The sequence below is a fragment of the Brakhagea baltica genome, assembly GCF_052161605.1.
GTDB lineage: Bacteria > Planctomycetota > Planctomycetia > Pirellulales > Pirellulaceae > JBKCUI01.
The window spans coordinates 6,949,650-6,965,754 of sequence record NZ_CP197409.1; the positions used below are offsets into that span (position 1 = coordinate 6,949,650).

Here is a 16,105-nt window from a genome sequence, read left to right on the forward strand (position 1 = left end):
AATCTTGACATTAATTCGGGGGGCGGCTCAAGTGTCGGCCTGGACGTGAGAAAACATTCGGGATTCAATGCTACAGTAGCCAGTGAGAGAATACCACGCGAAAATAGTCTAGTCGACCATGACACCGATCGAAAGCCATTTACGACTTCACGTTGATCGATTGGCGGGATTGATTGGGCCGCGATACCTGAAGAAACCAAAAACGATAGAAGCGACGATTGGCTACATCGAAGGACAATGGCAATCGATGGGCTACGATGTGCAGAGTGAAAGTTTTGATGCACTCGGCGATGAGGCCTGCAATCTAGTTGTTGAGAAACGTGGGACAGCACGCCCTGAAGAGATTGTCTTGCTCGGTGCTCACTACGACACGGTACTCTCCACACCAGGAGCAGACGATAATGCGTCGGCAGTCGCTGTGCTGCTCGAGGTTAGTCGGTTGCTTGCCGAACAGGATTGCAAGCGAAGCGTTCGATTCGTCGCCTTTGCTTGTGAGGAACCTCCTTACTTTTCGCTTGATTCGATGGGGAGCCAAGTTCACGCTCGCGAGTCGCATCGCCGTGGAGATAAGATAGTCGGCATGTTGTGCCTGGAAATGGTCGGTTACTACACCAAGGAGGCAAATTCGCAAAGAATTCCTCCGCTGATCCCGAGATGGCTGCGACGATTCTTTCCCTCACGCGGAGATTTTTTAACCGCTGTAGGAAATCTTGCATCTTGGAAACTGTGCTGGCAGTTTCGACGTGGGTTTAAGAGAGGTGCTCGCGAAATGCCATTGTTTTCGATCTGCTTGCCTGAACGAATCCATGAGATTCGGTTGAGCGATAACAGTTCGTTCTGGGACCAAGGTTATCCAGCCCTCATGCTTACAGATACGAGCTTTCTTCGAAACCCAAACTATCACCGCTCGACCGACACCCCTGAGACCCTAGACTATCCGACCATGGAGCAAGTAACGCTCGGAGTCGCCGCAGCCGTACGGCATCTGGCCCGTTAGCGGAATGTTTCCAGCCATGGTCGTTTGACCGCACGGGCAACGCCCAACGCTGCGGCCCCCAGGGCGGATGAAGTTCGAACTAAGAAGTATGAAAACAAGTTCAGAGGCCATAGGCCGTAACAAGGCTCTGCGCTGTTACGGCATGTTTCCCTTTGACACAGGCCTATTCCCACAAGTCGCAAGCCAGCGGGATTCACTGCTCAACCGAGCTTACTTCTTGTTAGCTTTTTCTTTCTTAAGCTCTTCAAGAAATTGCTTGATTTCTTCCTGGTCGCCATCCTCCAAGGTTACGGCTTTACTCTGCAATTCGATCGCTCGATCTAAATCGCCGGCCATGTGAACCAAATGCGATAGCGTATCAAGAGTCGCACCGGACTCGGGCATAACCTTGACCGCCTTTTCAGCCGCCACAATGGCACCCTTTAGCAATTCTGGTGCTGGCTTGTCCATCTGGGCCAGCATTTCGAATGCGTTCCAAGCCATCATGTTGAGCATCATGCCATCATCGGACTCGGCAGCCTTTGCGAGCACTTTACCCATGCCGGCGTAGTCCTGAACCTGGGAGTAAATCATCATTTTAATATTCAGTACTTGTTCGCCAAACTCTGCATTTCGGGTTGCAAGCTCATCCAGTAACTTCATCGCTCCCTCGATATCGTTCTTTTGCATCAATGGTCCGAGACCCTGCAATTCAACCTGTAGTACGAGGCGATCGAGTTGTTGCTTGAGGACTTCGTTGTCCCCGGCGTCCGTGCGAGCTTGTTCAATGGCTTCCAGCGCCTTTTCCTTCGGCATTCGCATAATCCGATTAGCCAAAAATTCGATCCGCTGCATCGCTTTAAACTCGGACGCGAATGCGTCTCGATCCCATGTGCCATCCACAACGGCAGCAAGCGGGTCGTCCATCTCGATCGGGTGACCAATCCACTCGATTTGGCCAGTCTTTCCCACGATAAAGCAGCATGGGATACCATTTTGGCCAGCAGCGTTCATGTAAGCAGAATGAACCGAACCGTCCGGATCGGTCGTCAAGCAGTAAGCACTGGTTAGCTCGCCGTAGGTAGATGCTTTATCACCCTCTTGGCTGCCACGCACCTTACGACTCAAGAAGCCTTCGACCGTTTCGAGATCTTCATCGCTTACACTGATGATCTGTACGCCTTTTGCAGCGAACTTGTTTTGCATCTCTACTAGGTGGGGCATGCTTTGAACGCACGGTCCACACCACGTGGCCCAAAACTCTACGACGTAGACCTTATCCTTTTCAAAGCTCTTGATCGCTTTGAATCGGTCATTGCCTAGGCTGACCCAATGCTCGATATCAATCTCAGGCGCCTTAGACCCGATGGTTAGCGTGGGTTCATTCTGTGCCTGCAACGGCAAAGAACCTGGAACTAAAGAAACCGCGATCGCCAAAAGCAGCGAAAAAAACTTTTTACGCACGAAGGAAACTCCGTAAAGATTGGACACTATTGGCAGAGCTCCCCGTTGCAGTTCTATTACGAACTCCTACCGAGTTCCAAAACCCAGCCTTTCCCCCCGTATGATAACGAATTAGGGAGGCTCATAAAAGGCAAGTGAACTCGCCCCCGCAGTTTTACTTGTTCTAAATGGTGGTATTTGCTTTGAAAATCGTATCCTTGATCCCAGCAGCCACAGAAATCGTTGCACTTTTGGGATTCGAAGACAGTTTGATTGGGATCTCACATGAGTGCGACTTTCCATCCAGCGTAGCGCAAATCGAGCAACTCACGTTTTCCCGCATCCCTGCGGGAGTTGACAGTGCGCAGATCGACGCTTTGACAGTCGAGAATGCGGGAACGGCTGACGGATTGTTCGGAATCAAATCAGACCGTCTCTTGGAACTCGCCCCAGATTTCATCATTACGCAAACCATTTGCGATGTCTGCGCGGTCTCTTCGAATGCGTTGTCGGGGGTCATGAAGGTTTTGTCTCCCTCGACGCGATTAATCGCGCTGTCCCCCACGTCGCTAGCTGACGTATTGAATTCGCTAAAGCAGGTCGCGGCCATGCTCGAGTCGCCCGAACGTGGAATGAACGCATATAAAGAACTATGTGAACGATTGGATCTATTGATGGCCAAAAAGCGAAATGTTGCGCCGAAGACGGCGGTCCTACTCGAGTGGCTCGATCCGTTGTTCTCCGCAGGCCATTGGAATCCTGAGATTGTGGAATACGCTGGCGGACAGGAGCTGATTGGTCGCAAGGGAGAAAAGTCACAGCGAATCGATTGGAATGACCTGCGCAAGGCTGATCCTGAGCATTTGATCGTTGCCTGCTGCGGCTACAACAAGACTAAGACTCAGAACGATTTCGATCGCTTCCTAAAAGCGAACCCGGCTATCGAGTTGGCGGCAGTCCGTTCGGGGAATGTTCATATCATGGACGGTAACGCCTATTTTAATCGCCCCGGACCAAGACTCATTGAAGCCGCAGAGATCCTTTGCGATCGGCTTTCCGGACCGAGGGGCGCTATTGCAAAATCGGGAGCACACGATTCAGCGAACCGCTTTGACGTGCCATAAGATCCATGGTCACAAACAGAAAACCCATCTTGATTGCTGCGTCGTTAATCGCATCACGAACCTCGTGATCCAAGAGCTTACTCCAGTCTTCTTGGTGCAGTTCGAGTCGCAGGAGTTGGTCGCCATGTATTCTGGCTCGCACGTCACGAAAACCAAGCTCCTGCAAACACGACTCCATGTTTTCGACCCGTCGCAAATTCTCAGGAGTCACAAGTTGACCATAGGCGATTCGACTGGCGAGACATGGCGAAGCGGGTTTCTCTGCTACGATCAAGCCGAGCGTGCGTGCCATGTTGCGAACAGATTGCTTGCCTAGGCCGAGCTCTGCGAGTGGTGCCCGCACAAGATTTTCCGCTGCGGCTTTGAGTCCGGGGCGATGGTCTCCTAAATCATCGAGGTTGGTACCCGACACTAGTGTATGAAACCCGTTCGGAATCGCCCATTTTTTGATCGCATGGTAGAGCGTCGATTTGCAAAAGTAACATCGATTGGAATCGTTTCGTACGTAATTGGGATTCTCGATTTCGTTCGTTGGGACGATGACATGCCGAATACCGATTTGATCTACAACCTTTTGGCAAGATTCCAGCTCTGATTGCGAGACAGCTTGCCCGAGGCCGGTAACCGCTACTGCTCGATCACCCAATACAGAGTGGCAGACGGCTGCGACAACGGCACTGTCCACACCACCTGACAGAGCCACAACAGAGTCTCCGTAGCTCATCACAAGTTCTCGGAGCTGGCCAATCTCAATTTGGGTTTGGGAATCTTTTGATTCAAGCGCGGGTAGCGACGTCATGGTTTACGTAGGACTTTTATCGCCTTCCGATCAAGCGTGAGTTGGATCATGCGTGAGGTAGTTGTAAGAGACTAACTCGGATCAGCCCCTTGCTTCGAGTCTGTGTCTCCCTCTTTCTCTTTAGACTTTGGTTGCGGCAAGGGCATCGGTCCGCCAAAGGCGTCGAAGATTACCAAAAGGTTCAACAAACCCGCTACGGCCGTAAACAACGAACCTAACTCGAATCCAGCCGATGCGTGATGGTGCCATTGCGATAACTGGGTGCGATCCTTGGGGGGGGCCATAAACTCGGACCATTTCCACTCCGGGGTAGACTGAGATTCAAAATCATTTTCCATTGCAGATTGATTCATCTTGCTACCTCGAGCGAAATGATAGACGGCCGGGAATGCCGGCACCCCCACGCAGACTTGGGCCGGAAAATGCAACAGCCGAAAATCCTCAGCAGCAGTCGATGCGTAAACCACCCTGCCCTTGCCGAGGTACAACCCGAAGAAAAAGAGCCCCAGGATACAAACGGAAAATAAATAGGCTTTGTTCGTCCTGCCTTGATAAAAATGTCCAGCCCCCGGAACCAGAAACGCAAGCAACGCGGCAAAGTATCGATTCTTGAGGTCGATTGCGCATTCATCCACGTGAACGATATGGCCTGATCCGGAGGATGCACTCATTCAAATTCCTAATATTTTGGGCAAATCCACGCTTTAGCGGGAGAGCTTGCGGCGGTAATACGTTTTGGGGAAACGCCATGATTTTAACCTATCATTCGATCTTTTCACCACAGCAAATCGATGTCAAATCAAAGTTCCCGACATACTTCTCGGGGAAAAATACAGGGCAATCGCGTGATGCTGTGAAAACCAGGAGCGGTAGAATGGCTTGCCGAGTTTCACCGGCGCTTCGCTGGCTGCAATAATGGGATAGACTGTAATTCCGGTACGGTTTACTCCCCACAACTCTGTTGCACCGCACATGATCTCCAAGCGTTTATCGCAATTCTTTACGTTCTTCGACAGTCGCTTTGAAGATCTCACCAAGGACAAATGGAAGAGTATCCTATACCGCGACTTTAGCGCGGGGCTGATCGTTGCAATGACCGCGATTCCCATGGCCATGGGGTTTTCCATCGCCATGGGGCTCCGGCCGGAACAAGGAATCATTGCCGGTGCGATTGCATGCCTAGTCGGTCGGACTTTCGGCGGCTCCAAGTACCAGGTCTACGGTCCTACGGCGGCATTCATTCCGCTCATCGCTGCTCTCATTTACAAGTATGGCGAAGCGGGGGGCGGAAGCACGGAACAAGCCCACGGATTCTTGGTTCTCGTAAGCATCGTTGCAGGACTCGTTTTGATGCTTATGGGTGTATTGGGAATGGGTCAATATGCTAAGCATGTCCCTGACTCAATCGTGGTTGGCTTTACCGTCGGCATCGGGATCGTTATCGCATTGTCGAATATCGGTCAAGCGTTAGGGGTTGAGTTACCTATCAAAGGTAGCATCGTTAACAAGGGACGCACACTGATCGAGAACGCAAGCCAGTTCAATTACTTCGCGTTTAGCTTGGCTGTTTTGACCTTTATTCTGACTCGAGGCTTATTGAAGATTTCGATTTACATACCGGCTCCGCTTATCGCTATGGGAGCCAGCACCTTGATCGCTGTTTTCCTTTTTCCCACCGGACGTGTGGCCCTTATCAAAGATGTGTTTCCGGGAGGGATTCCTACTGATTTTTTCGTGTTCACCCCTCCCTATTTGCCAGCGTTAACGACAGGGGTTGTGTTCGATATCGCTTACTTCGCATTTGCCATCGTTTTCGTTTCTGCGGTGGAAAGCGTCCTGTGTTCGACAATGGCGGATCGCTTGGCCGACAATCGCAAAACTCCATTCAATCCAGATAAAGAACTTTGGGGGCAGGGGCTGGTTCAGATCATCACCCCGCTCATTAATGGTTTCCCTTGTACTGGAGCGTTAGCCAGAACAGCAACCAGTATTAAAGCAGGCGCTGTTACTCCGATTGCGGGCTATTTCAAGGGGGTTTTGAAGTTAGCGTTGGTCTTCTTTCTGGCCCGATATCTTGAGTATGTCCCGATGGCATGCATCGCAGGGATTCTTCTTTGGGTCGCTGGCAATATGATCAAGTGGAGGGAGATAAGCTACGTTTGGGGGCAAAGCCGCTTGCATGCGGGACTTATGGTTTATACGGCCGTCATGGTCCCACTAACCGATTTTCTGACCGGTGTCTTGAGTGCGTTAATTCTGTATGCGATTGCATTTCCCTTTTTTGAAAGTCGACCTCCTAAGCCGCAAACTCACAACGCAGAATCCCCTCAGGATTAGAGTTTTGGAAAACCCTTTGCACATAAAGTCGTCTGGAAGCAGCGTGCTTTGTGGAGGCATTCTCTCTCGTTGGTCAGTTTAGTTTGTCGCTTGAGATCGGGCGACGCATGGCACGAATCCGGTCGTATTCAAAGTGGTACTTTCCGTCATTGCGTTTGTTTCCAACCTGAGTTGAGTAAAACAGGTAGAGCCATTCTTTTCCATCGATGGTTGTCGTGAATGCTTGGGGGACGTGATTCGCATCTGCGTCATCGTCTGGCGGGACGAAATCAAGCAGTTTCCAAGAGACCCCATCACTCGAGACCGCTTCTCGGATCTGTCGTCCTGCCCACCCCTTCTTTCCAGGGAATCCCGGCGCATCCGAGAAACAGTGGTACGTCTTGCCGATCCGGATTACGTCAGGATTGGGCCAACCTCGCAGGAGAGGCTTGTCCAGATCGTGCTGGATTTGAAAGCCCCCCTCCGAACCAAACCCTGCCGAGTTCTCTGCATAGCCCATACAAACTCCTTGACCTGGGATCCAATAATCGAACCACAGACGCCATTTCCCCTTGTCCCAAAGGAGTGATGGACGGTGAAAGTCACCAATCCGACTTGGTTCAGGCATCGGATCCGGCGTGTCACCCTCGCGAAAGAGGAGTGGTTGCTTCGTCTTTCGCCAATGGATTCCATCGTCGGAGACCGCCCCCATGACGCATTGAACCATCGTTGCGGGGTATCCGTCGCGTTTGCTGAAGTGTTTCGATGTAGCACTGTAAGCCATATAGAACTTACCTTTTCGGAAGACGACCGACGGGTCTCCGACATGCCAAGCTTCGTACCATCGCTCACTGGCGGTCAAAACAGGCTGCCAGACCTTAGAGTTCATAGTGTTGTCCCACTGATCGTTCCCGCAGTAGATCTCCCAATTCAGCAAGTCTTTCGAGCGTGCATGGAAGATCGCGTCGCAGCCTGGCCAACCAGGATTAGTCTGAGCCGCGGCCCATCCAAAAAACCACATTTTGTATCGGTAGTCACCACCTGTTTCCACAACACACGGTTGGTACATATTGTTGAAATCAAAGAGCAAGTCCCGTTGATCTCGTTCCCACAAAGTCGCATCGTCAATCGTGGGAACAAGTAGAACTATCTGGCAGAGTATCAACCAGGCAACTTGGATCAACATTTATGGGTAGGCTTATTGGGGAGGGGATAATGATAGCAGTAGGGCTTGGATTCGTTGCGATTCGAAGCCGCAAGTCGACCCGCTGCTCCTTTATTCTATTCCATGCGTCCCTCCCACGCGACCTCCTCATCGTTCAGCCACAAGAGGACCCTCCTGTGCCATTTCAGTCCAGGTGGCACGCCCTGGGGAACGAAATGCGTGATGGTTCTCCTCGCAGTCTTCTGGGCAAGCGGTCAATCGCCCCTTCACACAACTAACCATCCTCCTCGCCACACCGCGAAACCAATTCATCAACCGCGTAGGTGTCGTCGCCGGTTGCGAGTTCACATCCTCCGATACAGCCGGATTCACCAACAAACCGTCCTGTCCCGTTCCCTCATCGCTTGCCGATTCGCGGTTTACACGTACAGCATCCTCTCTCCCTCTAGACTCCTGCGTTGCAACCCGTTTCGCAACCGTTACCCGCTTCTGCACCTTGGTTTCTTGATCTGACCCAAGATCGCTGAGCATATTCACAACCTTTCGATCCAATGGAATTCTCGGCTTAGAAGCCTTTGCCCCCGCTTTACTAACCTCGACCGATTGCGGTAGATGATCAAGCGGACTGGTGATCTTCAGATCGGGGCGTGCCAGGACGTGGGTGTAGATCATGGTTGTCGCAATATCTTTGTGCCCGAGTAACTCTTGAATCACTCGGATGTCCGTGCCAGACTGCAATAGATGGGTTGCGAACGAATGCCGAAACGTATGTGAGGTCGCATGCTTTGGCAGTTTACACGCATCAACAGCCTTTTTAAGCTGATCGGGGAATGTGTCGGTGTGAATGTGATGTCGGTGCATTCGACCGGTCTTGGGATCTCTGGAAAGCTTATGCGAAGCAAAAAGAAATTGCCATTTCAGTTCGCGATTCGCATTGGGGTACTTGCGCTCCAAAGCAAAAGGTAGCCAGACCGAGGCAACACCATCTTCAACATCACGTTCATGAAGAGTCGTTCGCTGCGAGACGAGCTGCCGTAGCGGCTCTACCAGCTGCTCGGGAAAGGGAACAAATCGGCTCTTTTCTCCTTTGGAACTATGGATTTCGATGAGTCTTCGATCGAAATCCAAATCTTTAACTCTCAGTCTCAAGCACTCTGTAAGTCGAAGACCACATCCATAGAGCAATCGTCCGATGATCGCGTACTTTCCAGATAAATGCTCAAGCACTCGGGATACTTCCGCTTGGCTCAATACTGTCGGTATCCGAGTCGCTTTGGTGGAGCGTATCGCCTCAATCGAACCAAAATCCCGCTTAAGCACATGTTCGAACAGAAACAGGCTTTGATCTTAACACGGGCCGGCGACAAGCTTCATTGGAATGGATTCTATCGGGTAATTATCGCGATGGGTGGCTGTTCTGCGAATTGACCTATTTTGTGGAAATGCCCCACGCTTGACGTGGGGAATGTTACGTTTCTCGCTAAATAGGTGGAGACTCTCCCCCTCCTCCCGGTTCGGCGGCGAAGCCGCCGAACCGGGAGGAGGGGGGAGCGTTGGATGAGCTATTACTTAGCGAGAAACGTGAAGCTCCGCAGGGCAAGCCTGCGGCATCTTCCCTCTATCTGCGGCCCGAATTAAGATCGAAGCAGCAACGTTGCCATCGACAGCAAGGTCGGTGAGATGGGATTCCACGTCCCTGCTCGTTATGGAATCAAAATCAGCTAGCGTTTTAAGGTTCCGCTCGGCCATAAAGGCTCGAACCTTCTTCACGTAAGCTTTTTCCGTGTTGTAAGCATTCCCTTTGGCTCTCATGACCCGTCGAAGCTGTTGAATGACATCTGGTTCGTTCGGATTAATCTTGCCAACAATCCCCTCGATCTCATCCTGGTTGGGCATTGCCTCAATCTTCTCTTTCACCACGTAGCGTTTGAGAATTTTTTCCAGGTCTAGCAGAAAGTCGGGAGTACGGCGTTGGATATGGACGCGATGCCAGATGAGCCCTTCGACGATTTTCAGACGTTTCCAAGTAGGAACGCCCGAATTCATACGGTCCCGAAGAAATTCGATCACGTCGGATTTCTCGTAAGACCAAGAATTGGAAGCAGGTGTTTTGTGGAACTTTGCTAAATTCGCGAACCAGATCTTCGCATACTTTTCTGTTTTGTCCTGGCTTTCAGAACGGCGATGAAACTCAGAGGAGGAGAAGCGTTTGGAGTCGACCATTTTGTCCCTCGCGATTAAGGTCAATACAATCCATTTAGAGTTGCCTCGAGTTTGGCGGCAACGGGCGGCAGATGCAACCCGGGGGCAACCGTTAAATTGCATCAAAACAGAAAAAGTCTGCTCACCCCCCACATTAGAGGGGGACGATAGTGGAAACCGGGATAATAATTATCCCGGTTTCCAATCGAGTGAGGAAAAAATGTTTGACTTCCGGGGATAACACCCGACAATAACGGCTTTCCCGGTACCGAAGCCGGGATAATTACAAGTTCGGCAACAACATGACTCAATATATCCTTCTTATCCAAAATAACACCAAGACCGATTCGACCTCGGACGAATGGGAACGCTTCATCACTATAGCGAAGCAAAGTGGCCACTTTAAAGGGGGTAGCGAGATCGGAAAAAGAGTGCTTATCGGGGACGTCATTTCAGCAAACTCGACCAGCCATATCGTGGGCTATATGCGATTTGATTCAGAAGATAAGCAGAAACTCTTGGACTTACTTGAACAACATCCAGTGATCCTTCATGGTGGTTCGGCCGAGCTGTGTGAAATGCCCAAATCATGAAAGAAAAGCCGAACCAAAAAATGCACCCGAGTTGCCGCTTGGGCGTTTCCTTAAATCAACGTCTCTTGGCGGCAACCGGGTGATTTTTGTCGTTACCCACGCAAATTCATATGGCTTACAACGACTTCCTTGATTGGGGACATAAACAGGGCATCGGTGAAGATGCGCTCGCGGAGATCGAGCGGATTGCTGCAATTCCAATTGGCGACAAGACTGTGCGCACTGACTGCCTTTATACGCCAGAGGACATCGTTCACCTTTGGGAGACGAACGGAATGCACGTTGATCCTGCGAGCCATGAATTTGCAATCGTAGGAGGTTGCGCAAACGGCGATCCGATAGCGCTGAGCTTACGCGCTCACGAGATTGGGTCGGTATGGTACATTGATCATGAACGAATGCACGATGAAGATCTGAGAAATATCGGCGTCAAGGTGGCCGACTCAATTACCGCCTTCTATAGAACCTTGTGTGAAGACTCAAAATTCCCTTACGACTTCTACAATGCATCGAAAGGGAGCCGTGGGTAACAAAAAAATGCACCCGAGTTGCCGATCGGGCGTTTCCTGAAGTCAGAATCACTTGGCGGCAACCGGGTGATTTTGGTCGTTACGTGACAAAAGTTGCTGCTGTTTAACTGGCTATCGCATGGAACTGATCAGAATCTCAGCACAATCACCCGAATCCGTCTACGATTTCTACGCACGGGAGTCTCTTGAGCGGAAACGCGAAGGCGATCGAGTGACGCCCGATATGCTCGACTTCATGCGAGTCTGCCTCGAACATATTCGCACTGCTATAGACTTGCCGCCTGTCTTTGTCGTTACCTCCCACTACAGACTACGTTTGATCGCAGGTGACAGCTATGAACTCCCAACTTTAGTGATGTTGGAACCTACAGTAGATGGAATCGAAGTATCGTATTTGTTGACGGACTCGGAAGCTCCGTGGCACAATGCTCGCGTAAGTGGATTAGCAACAACTCCCTATTTAGCTGCCGAAATGGTGCGTATATCGCTTGCACGCAATGCAAACGCGCGTTCAACTGATATTTCACGTAACAATGGATCGGCATAGGGGCCGCATTGCTGCGGACCCCTGCCACACCACCTAGCATGCGGGTCCGCACTAGGCGGTTCGTCCGTTAGAAGCAAGTTTAATCCAGATCGCTAACAGACTCGACAATCCTAACTCCTTGAGGTAGTCCAGTGATAAGGCGATGTGAATCGCCTTGCTCAAGGACATAGTCCAGGGGCCTTTACTACTGTTGCCGTGGGTATGGGCTTCGCGAGGACTAACCCCTAACTTAATCAAGTTACGAACTCGAGTGCGTGGATTACGCCATTGCTGCCAGATACAGGCACGCACGCGGCGTCGGATCCACTGGTCTAAGTTTTCGTAAAAGGATTTGAAAGGGACCAAGCGAAAGTAACCTACCCACCCCTGAGCGTATCGTCGAAGTTCTACGAGTCGAGATTTAATCGAGGTCCCTCGATTGCGTCGAGTGATCTCGCGTATCCGATCTTTGAACTTCTTGATCTTCTTGGGGCTCACGTGGAGTTGACCACCGAAGCCGCGAAATTGAAATCCTAGGAACTCAATTCCGTCGGTGCGACTTGTCCGGCTCTTCTGATGGTTTACCACCAATTTGAGCTTCTTCGTCAAGTAGTTGCCTATCGACTCGTAGACACGCTTGGACGCTGTCTCGGATTTGGTAAATACGAGAAAGTCGTCCGCGTAGCGCACAAAGCGAAGTCCTCGCTTCTCCAGTTCCTTGTCGAGATCATCCAGTAGGATGTTCGCTAGAATCGGGGAGAGAGGTCCACCTTGCATCGTGCCTTCATCTGTCGGTAGACATAGGCCGTCTACCAAAATGCCTGCTCGCAAGTAGCGCCCGATGAGGCCAAGTAGTCTCTTATCCCGTACTTTGCGCGCGACTCTTGCCATCAAGACATCGTGCTGGACGGTATCGAAAAATTTGGCCAAATCCATATCAACGCAATAGCGGTAGCCGTCGCCGATGATCTGTTGTGCCTGCTTGATTGCTCCATGAGCAGATCGTTTAGGTCGAAAACCGAAGCTCGATTCCGAGAAGCCGGGATCGAAAATCGGTGTTAGGATTTGCATAATGGCCTGCTGAATCAATCGTTCCATGATATTGGGAATACCAAGATGTCGTTCAGAGCCATCGTCTTTGGGAATGGATTTCCTACGCGCCGGTTGCGGTTGGTAGGTTCCTTCCAACAGTTGTTGTCGGATCGTTGGCCATTGTTCGCGAAAGACTTTGGGAAATGCTGCGAGCGTTACGCCGTCGGGGCCAGGGGCTCCGTGGTTGGCTCGAACATTGTTCCAAGCGTTCTCGACGTTGGCTTCCTCGACAATCTGTTCCGTTAGGTCTTCTAGATTAGAACTCAAGGCTTTCGTCGCCATGGCCGCCACACCGGTTTGTTCCCGTTCGGGAGCCTCAAGAGCACGTGCCTTTATCGTGTCGTCACTCGTAGAGTCGGACGAGCTAGGTTCTGTGTGTTTGATTCGGTCTGAGGTCATGGTTTCGTGTTTCCTTGTTAAGTGACGTTAGTCCTTCCCGTTTCCACTGGGGGTGGAAGCTCGGTACTATGACACCTGCTGACTTCTGCAAGCACGAGCATCGAGTCGCCTCGAGTCGTCCGGCCTTTCGGGCAAGCCCTACTCACCGGTACGCGTTGCAGTTTCTCCCCGGATAAGAACGTGAACTTTCGCTGCACAAGCTCGCCATCTACCCTGGAGTCTGTTGGGAACGGTTTCGCACGTCCATCGGCGGCTCACCTCAGGGTCTCTCTAGGCCTCTATAGCGTTTCTGTACCGTGTTGATGTGCAGGGCCTCACAGCTTCGACGAGAAGGGTCCGGGTGGCGGAATGTTGTCTTTTGGGACAACGGACAAACCCGGCGTTTACGCACACCTTCGCAGGCTTCCTCTCCACGGTTTGTCGCCTCCCCGCAGTTGCCTTCGTCTAGTACTTAAGTTGTTTGGTTACATTTGGTATACTGTCCTCCAAGCAATTCCCATTTTCGTACAGGGGACTTGCACCCCATTAGTTCACGCCCGTGCCGGGCGTACGATGCATTCAACGTCTCGATTCCGGGGTCTTGGGCGGTCCACGATACCCGCTCGACGTGAATGATCCTTATTCGTTCGTCAGGGCAGTCGTACTCGTACTCAGTGCAACGGTACTCGTACTCGTACTCGAAAGGATCGCTGATGACTGAACCAGTCTTTGACCATGAACGACTTGACGTTTACCGTCTCTCGATCGACTACGTGGCATTCTCTTACGAACTCGCTAAATCCCTCGGCGGAACAAATCGTCAAGCTCGCGACCAATGGCTTCGCGCTGCTCAATCGATTCCGCTGAACATTGCCGAGGGCAACGGGAAACAGAGCCTCAAAGACAAGAATCGGTTTTTCGAGATTGCTCGGGGATCGGCCCTTGAATGCGCCGCAATTCATGATGTCCTGCGGGTTTGCGATGCGATTGACGATGATTCGAACCAAATTGATAAATCTAACTTGAAACGAATCGTATCGATGTTGACTCGACTGATCCAACGAACCACCGGGGTATCTGAGGATCAAATCGAGTACGAGTACGAGTACCGCGATGCTGAGTACGAGTACGATCCCAGCGCGGAATCCTGACGAACAAAGCGATGCAACGGAGCGGAAATGGCGTTCCGATTTTTCCTGACTTCAAGATCACTCGCGCCATTTCCGCCCGCTGATCGCCGCCGTTCGTGCTTGAGGTCGGATTTCCTCGTACTCGTACTCAGTGAAACGGTACTCGTACTCGTACTCGAAAGGACGCAGATGACCGATCCAATCTTTGACCACGAACGACTCGATGTTTATCGACTTGCTATCGAGTACGTTGCTTCGTCTTATCGAATCGCGAAATCATTAAACGGTGCGGAACGTCATGCTCGGGATCAGTGGCTGCGAGCGGCACAATCCATTCCGCTCAACATTGCCGAGGGAAACGGGAAACAAAGTCTTAAGGACAAGAATCGATTTTTCGAGATCGCGCGTGGTTCAGCTTTGGAATGCGCTGCGATTCACGATATACTCCTATCGTTCGAGGCGATCGATCCTGAACTGAATCGGGTTGGCAAGACCAACCTGAAACAGATCGTGTCGATGTTGACTCGATTGATCCAACGAACTGATTCGGTATTGGAGGGATCGATCGAGTACGAGTACCGCGATGCTGAGTACGAGTACGAAAAACCGCACGAACGGTAGCATTGGACCGAAGTGCTCGATCGAGTGCTTCTGACTTGCGTTGAGTCAGCTACTCGCACTCGGTCAATGCTACCGGTAGCTCAGAAGTAACACGACGAGCGTCATGGCTCTGGAATGCCTCCCGCTTGCCGGGTGGATTGTTACGTTTCTCGCTACATAACCGCTCAGCCCCCGTCCCCCCCTCTTTGCTCGGCGGCAAAGCCGCCGAGCAAAGAGGGGGGGATGCAGGTGGTGCCAGCGTATTAGCGAGAAACATGAAACTCCACTGGTCAAGCCAGTGGTATCTAAAATCGGTCGCTTGCACTCCTGTCCCTGCTGAATGTTGACATCGCCTGTGCTACGATAGTGCGATGTCAGTGACGGTCTCTGACTGAGAATAACACGTCAGCAGTGCAGATGACGGCGCTCGATCCTCCGGGCAATTACGCATGCCCCGGTAACCTGCGGATGCATTAAGCATTTCGATTCCGGGGGCTTGGGCGATCCACGATTCCCGCTCGACGCGAAAGATCATTTTACATTATCCGACTAGACCAACCCATCATAGGTCACGACTCGCATCGAGTATTCTCGCTACATCAATTCCATTGCCGTTCGGGCGAAAGACCACGACATAACGACTAATTGTGAAAGACCTGCAACTAGGCACCCCAAAACCCTTGCCGGATTTCGCCCAACCCAGGATTCTCGGCGAGCATCTGGCACGTCTCCTCAATTCTACCGAGCATCTTGATCGCCGCCATGACGTTTCGATGTGCGATGTAATCAATGATTCCCGTTACGTCTGACTCTGTCTTGTTGGATAGAATGTAGGTCGGCATCGTTACGACTCGGTTCGCTCTTGAAGCCGAGCTCGTAATTTTGCGAACGCTTCGGGGCCGCTTACGCAGTGCCCTTCGTCAATCTGCTCGACCCCCCTTTGGACTTCATCGGCCAAGGACTCCCGGGCCTGCAACAAACGGAGGCTCTCTGCCAACACTTCCCTTTCGGAAAGAAAACGTCGCCTAGCGACTAGCGATGCGACGAACGACTCGAATTCTTGCGGAATATCTATGGTCGTGGTATTCTCCTTTACGGCTAGGTTGTACTCGATGTTCGACGGCTGCACACCGCCTGCTTTGGGCCGCAGAATCGCACAAACACCCCCGGATAATATAAAAGGCTTAGAAGTTGCGTCGTATAGTCGGGGGAGGGCCTGCGTCGAGCCTTA

18 protein-coding genes are annotated in these 16,105 nt (G+C 51.5%); 8 read left to right on the forward strand and 10 right to left on the reverse strand.

The window, feature by feature from the left end:
* Positions 1–118: 118 nt before the first annotated feature.
* Positions 119–997 (forward strand): M28 family metallopeptidase, encoded by an 879-nt coding sequence (locus SH449x_RS26995; RefSeq protein ID WP_482379188.1) that lies wholly within the window; start codon positions 119–121, stop codon positions 995–997.
* A gap of 210 nt (positions 998–1,207) precedes the next feature.
* On the opposite strand, the gene SH449x_RS27000 is transcribed toward SH449x_RS26995, so the two are convergent.
* The gene (locus tag SH449x_RS27000) at positions 1,208–2,440 is read right to left on the reverse strand and encodes a redoxin domain-containing protein (protein ID WP_482379189.1); all 1,233 of its coding nucleotides are present in this window, start codon (positions 2,438–2,440) and stop codon (positions 1,208–1,210) included.
* Between the two features lie 182 nt (positions 2,441–2,622).
* Here SH449x_RS27000 and SH449x_RS27005 point away from each other — a divergent pair, with 182 nt between their 5' ends.
* The gene (locus tag SH449x_RS27005; RefSeq protein WP_482379190.1) at positions 2,623–3,543 is read left to right on the forward strand and encodes an ABC transporter substrate-binding protein; all 921 of its coding nucleotides are present in this window, start codon (positions 2,623–2,625) and stop codon (positions 3,541–3,543) included.
* On the opposite strand, the gene larE is transcribed toward SH449x_RS27005, so the two are convergent.
* Together larE and SH449x_RS27015 are read right to left on the reverse strand one after the other, a co-directional pair.
* Complete coding sequence (gene larE, locus SH449x_RS27010; RefSeq protein WP_482379191.1) at positions 3,491–4,342, reverse strand: ATP-dependent sacrificial sulfur transferase LarE; 852 nt, start codon at positions 4,340–4,342, stop codon at positions 3,491–3,493. The two genes, SH449x_RS27005 and larE, sit on opposite strands and share 53 nt — an antisense overlap.
* A gap of 71 nt (positions 4,343–4,413) precedes the next feature.
* Entirely contained in the window at positions 4,414–5,013 is a 600-nt protein-coding gene (locus SH449x_RS27015; RefSeq protein WP_482379192.1) for a DUF6677 family protein, read from the reverse strand.
* A gap of 301 nt (positions 5,014–5,314) precedes the next feature.
* On the opposite strand from SH449x_RS27015, the gene SH449x_RS27020 reads away from it, so the two are divergent.
* Positions 5,315–6,679: a SulP family inorganic anion transporter gene (locus tag SH449x_RS27020; protein WP_482379193.1), complete on the forward strand. Its 1,365-nt coding sequence runs from the start codon at positions 5,315–5,317 to the stop codon at positions 6,677–6,679.
* A 73-nt stretch (positions 6,680–6,752) separates the two neighbouring features.
* On the opposite strand, the gene SH449x_RS27025 is transcribed toward SH449x_RS27020, so the two are convergent.
* The 3 genes from SH449x_RS27025 to SH449x_RS27035 form a co-directional block, all read right to left on the reverse strand.
* Positions 6,753–7,844 (reverse strand): hypothetical protein, encoded by a 1,092-nt coding sequence (locus SH449x_RS27025; protein ID WP_482379194.1) that lies wholly within the window; start codon positions 7,842–7,844, stop codon positions 6,753–6,755.
* Between the two features lie 126 nt (positions 7,845–7,970).
* Entirely contained in the window at positions 7,971–9,161 is a 1,191-nt protein-coding gene (locus tag SH449x_RS27030; RefSeq protein ID WP_482381858.1) for an integron integrase, read from the reverse strand.
* 231 nt (positions 9,162–9,392) lie between these two features.
* A complete protein-coding gene (locus tag SH449x_RS27035; RefSeq protein WP_482379195.1) occupies positions 9,393–10,046 on the reverse strand; it encodes a phage integrase N-terminal SAM-like domain-containing protein in 654 nt (217 codons plus the stop codon).
* 281 nt (positions 10,047–10,327) lie between these two features.
* Between SH449x_RS27035 and SH449x_RS27040 the strand changes: the two genes are divergently transcribed.
* From SH449x_RS27040 to SH449x_RS27050, 3 genes are all read left to right on the forward strand, one after another.
* Positions 10,328–10,618, forward strand: coding sequence for a hypothetical protein (locus SH449x_RS27040; protein WP_482379196.1), 291 nt, complete (start codon positions 10,328–10,330; stop codon positions 10,616–10,618).
* A gap of 110 nt (positions 10,619–10,728) precedes the next feature.
* Positions 10,729–11,148: a hypothetical protein gene (locus SH449x_RS27045; protein ID WP_482379197.1), complete on the forward strand. Its 420-nt coding sequence runs from the start codon at positions 10,729–10,731 to the stop codon at positions 11,146–11,148.
* A 118-nt stretch (positions 11,149–11,266) separates the two neighbouring features.
* Entirely contained in the window at positions 11,267–11,695 is a 429-nt protein-coding gene (locus SH449x_RS27050) for a hypothetical protein (protein WP_482379198.1), read from the forward strand.
* Positions 11,696–11,746: 51 nt separating this feature from the next.
* On the opposite strand, the gene ltrA is transcribed toward SH449x_RS27050, so the two are convergent.
* Entirely contained in the window at positions 11,747–13,165 is a 1,419-nt protein-coding gene (gene ltrA, locus SH449x_RS27055) for a group II intron reverse transcriptase/maturase (RefSeq protein ID WP_482379199.1), read from the reverse strand.
* A 692-nt stretch (positions 13,166–13,857) separates the two neighbouring features.
* On the opposite strand from ltrA, the gene SH449x_RS27060 reads away from it, so the two are divergent.
* Positions 13,858–14,295, forward strand: a complete 438-nt coding sequence (locus SH449x_RS27060) for a four helix bundle protein (RefSeq protein WP_482379200.1) — start codon at positions 13,858–13,860, stop codon at positions 14,293–14,295.
* Positions 14,296–14,463: 168 nt separating this feature from the next.
* Positions 14,464–14,895: a four helix bundle protein gene (locus SH449x_RS27065; protein WP_482379201.1), complete on the forward strand. Its 432-nt coding sequence runs from the start codon at positions 14,464–14,466 to the stop codon at positions 14,893–14,895.
* Positions 14,896–14,944: 49 nt separating this feature from the next.
* Here SH449x_RS27065 and SH449x_RS27070 read toward each other — a convergent pair whose 3' ends face one another.
* The 3 genes from SH449x_RS27070 to SH449x_RS27080 form a co-directional block, all read right to left on the reverse strand.
* A complete protein-coding gene (locus SH449x_RS27070) occupies positions 14,945–15,199 on the reverse strand; it encodes a hypothetical protein (protein ID WP_482379202.1) in 255 nt (84 codons plus the stop codon).
* Between the two features lie 337 nt (positions 15,200–15,536).
* Complete coding sequence (locus tag SH449x_RS27075) at positions 15,537–15,716, reverse strand: type II toxin-antitoxin system RelE/ParE family toxin (RefSeq protein WP_482378528.1); 180 nt, start codon at positions 15,714–15,716, stop codon at positions 15,537–15,539.
* A 2-nt stretch (positions 15,717–15,718) separates the two neighbouring features.
* Complete coding sequence (locus tag SH449x_RS27080) at positions 15,719–16,003, reverse strand: ribbon-helix-helix domain-containing protein (protein WP_482378527.1); 285 nt, start codon at positions 16,001–16,003, stop codon at positions 15,719–15,721.
* Between the last annotated feature and the right edge of the window lie 102 nt (positions 16,004–16,105).